The sequence below is a fragment of the Pseudorhodoplanes sp. genome (genome assembly GCF_035565795.1).
GTDB lineage: Bacteria > Pseudomonadota > Alphaproteobacteria > Rhizobiales > Xanthobacteraceae > Pseudorhodoplanes.
Genome location: NZ_DATMRV010000229.1, coordinates 1 through 2,692, shown reverse-complemented (window position 1 = coordinate 2,692; position 2,692 = coordinate 1). Strand labels below are relative to the sequence as shown.

Genomic DNA, 2,692 nt, shown 5'->3' with positions numbered 1-2,692 from the left:
ATCAACACCATCCCGACGCTCGAAGAGCAGGCCAAGGCGAAATGGTCCGACGTTCAGAACAACTACCAGCGTAGAGCTGATCTCATTCCGAACCTGGTCGAGACCGTGAAGGGTTACGCCAAGCAGGAGAGGGAGGTGCTGGAGGCCGTCATCAACGCGCGGGCCCGCGCCACCCAGATCCAGGTCAACGCGAATACGGTGACCGATCCGGACACCTTCAGAAAATTCCAGGAAGCACAGTCGCAATTGTCCGGAGCGCTCGGCCGGCTGATCGCGACGGTCGAGAATTATCCGGACCTGAAATCGAACCAGAACTTCCTCGCGCTGCAATCGCAGCTCGAAGGCACGGAGAACCGCATCGCGATCGCGCGGCGCGACTATATCGAGGCCGTGCGCGCCTATAATACCGAGCTGCGCACATGGCCCGGCATCATCTGGGCGAGCACGATCTATCGCAGCCACAAGCCGATGGAGACCTTCACCGCGACTGCGGATGCGGACAAGCCGCCAAGCGTGAAGTTCTGACGTGCGCTGATGGTGCTGACAATGACGACGCTGCGTCGTCGTGTGTTCCCGGACCTCCGCACTTCTTCTCCCCTCTCCCCGCGAGCGAAGCGAGTGGTGGGGAGGGGTCGGGGGTGGAGGGCTCTTGCCTCGCTCGCGTCGCGTGGGACACCCCCCACCCGGCTCGCTGACGCTCGCCACCCTCCCGACCGCTTCGCGGGGGGAGGGGAAACGGCGAGCGTTGCGCGCGTGTTCGCACTCCTGGTAGTGCTCGTCTGCGTCACCTTCGCCTCGTTCGCCTTCGCCCAATCACTGACCTTCCCCGAACTCACCGGCCGCGTCGTTGACGAGGCCGGCATCCTCGATGCGAATGCGCGCGAGCGTCTTGAAAAGCTGTCCGCCGATCTCGAGGCAAAGTCGACCGATCAGCTCGTCATCGTGACGCTGAAGTCGCTGCAGGGCACCTCGATCGAGGATTACGGCTATCAGCTCGGCCGCAAGTGGCAGATCGGCCAGAAGGACAAGAATAATGGTGTCCTGCTGATCGTCGCGCCGAACGAACGCAAGGTGCGGATCGAGGTCGGCTACGGCCTCGAAGGCACGCTGACTGATGCGCTTTCAAGCTTCATCGTGCAGCAGGCGATCCTTCCGCGCTTCCGCAATGGCGATTTTGCGGGCGGCATCACGCGCGGCGCTGAGGACATCGTAAACGTACTCACCGGCGATGCCGAGGAATACAAGGAGCGCGCGGGGGCGGCCAATGCCGCGCCCGGACTGAGCGCTGCCGAGATGATGATCATCGCCTTCTGGGTCATCATTGCGATCATGATCATCATGAATGTCGTGACGGACATGCGAAGGAACGCCGGCGCCGTGCCGCGCGGTCGCGCCCGTCGCACAAGCGACTGGACCAACTACAATCCGATCATCATCGGCGGCGGCAGTTCGTCGGGAAGCGACTGGGGCGGGGGAGGCGGCGGCGGATTTTCCGGCGGCGGCGGCTCGTTTGGCGGCGGTGGTTCGTCGGGGAGCTGGTGATGCTGGTCTCGCGCCCAGACAAGGATCGGATCTCGGCGGTCATCGCCGCTGTCGAACATAAAACCTCCGGCGAAATATTCTGCGTGATCGCGCGGCAATGCGGCGATTACCGCACGATACCGCTGATCTGGGCGGCCGCTTTCGCTCTCCTGTTGCCGCTGCCGCTGATCCTGTTGTCGCCGATGCGTGCGAGCTGGATTTATATGCTGCAGCTCGCCGTGTTTGCGATCGCGTCGGTGATCCTGTCGATCCCTGCAATCCGCTTTCACATCGTTCCACGCCGCAGCATGCAACAGCAGGCTCACGCCGAGGCGGTACGGCAGTTTCTGGCGCAGGGCCTGCACAAGACGGAGAACCGGACGGGCGTTCTGATCTTCGCGTCCGAGGCGGAGCACTATGCCGAAGTGATCGCGGACGAGGGCATCAACGAGAAGGTGCCGCAGCAGGTTTGGGATGAGGCGATCGCGGTGCTGATCGCGGCGATCGCGCGCGGGCGTCCGGCGGATGGATTTGTCGGCGCGGTCGAACGATGCGGCGCAGTGCTCGCGCAGCATTTCCCGCCCGGTGCGCTCAACCGCAACGAATTGCCCGACAAGCTGATCGAGATTTGATCCTTTCCCCACCCCCGCGCGCGCTCTTTATCTCCCTTCCCCCGCTTGCGGGGGAGGGAAGCTAAACCTCAATATCCCGCGGCGGTCGCACCCCGCGTTCGCGTGTCCGCGGCGCCGGAAAAGCCGTCCTTCGTGACCAGGATGGAGTTCGCCGATGTGTTCGGCACGCGCGTCGCAATCTTATGGCCGCGCTCTTCGAGACCTTTGACAAGACCTTCCGGATAGGTGCGTTCGGCGAACACCTCGTCCGGAAGCCATTGATGGTGGATGCGCGGCGCGGAGACCGCCGAGGCGACATCCATCCCGTGATCCAGCACGTTGATGATGATCTGCAGCACGGTGGTGATGATGCGGCTGCCGCCGGGAGAGCCGGTGACGAGATAGGGCTTGCCGTCCTTCATCACGATGGTCGGCGTCATCGATGACAGCGGGCGCTTACGCGGCGCCGGTGCATTTGCGCTCGCGCCGACGAGGCCAAAGGCGTTCGGCACGCCGGGCTTGGCGGAAAAATCGTCAAGCTCGTTGTTGAGCAGGACGCC

Annotated in this window: 4 protein-coding genes; 3 read left to right on the top strand and 1 reads right to left on the bottom strand. The window is 63.6% G+C overall.

Features of this window, described 5'->3' with window-relative positions:
• The 3 genes from VNZ93_RS20240 to VNZ93_RS20230 form a co-directional block, all read left to right on the top strand.
• On the top strand, positions 1 to 525 hold a 525-nt coding region (locus tag VNZ93_RS20240; protein ID WP_325709432.1), incomplete at its 5' end, for a LemA family protein.
• A gap of 228 nt (positions 526 to 753) precedes the next feature.
• Positions 754 to 1,542: a YgcG family protein gene (locus VNZ93_RS20235; protein WP_325709429.1), complete on the top strand. Its 789-nt coding sequence runs from the start codon at positions 754 to 756 to the stop codon at positions 1,540 to 1,542.
• Positions 1,542 to 2,153, top strand: a complete 612-nt coding sequence (locus VNZ93_RS20230) for a TPM domain-containing protein (RefSeq protein ID WP_325709426.1) — start codon at positions 1,542 to 1,544, stop codon at positions 2,151 to 2,153. Before VNZ93_RS20235 ends, VNZ93_RS20230 begins: the two co-directional genes overlap by 1 nt.
• A gap of 68 nt (positions 2,154 to 2,221) precedes the next feature.
• Here VNZ93_RS20230 and VNZ93_RS20225 read toward each other — a convergent pair.
• Positions 2,222 to 2,692: gamma-glutamyltransferase (locus tag VNZ93_RS20225; protein ID WP_325709423.1), on the bottom strand; the 471-nt coding region annotated here is incomplete at its 5' end.

Bases quoted from the DNA above. Each gene is read 5' to 3' on its own strand.
- VNZ93_RS20230 (WP_325709426.1), top strand. From the start codon at position 1,542: ATGCTGGTCTCGCGCCCAGACAAGGATCGGATCTCGGCGGTCATCGCC.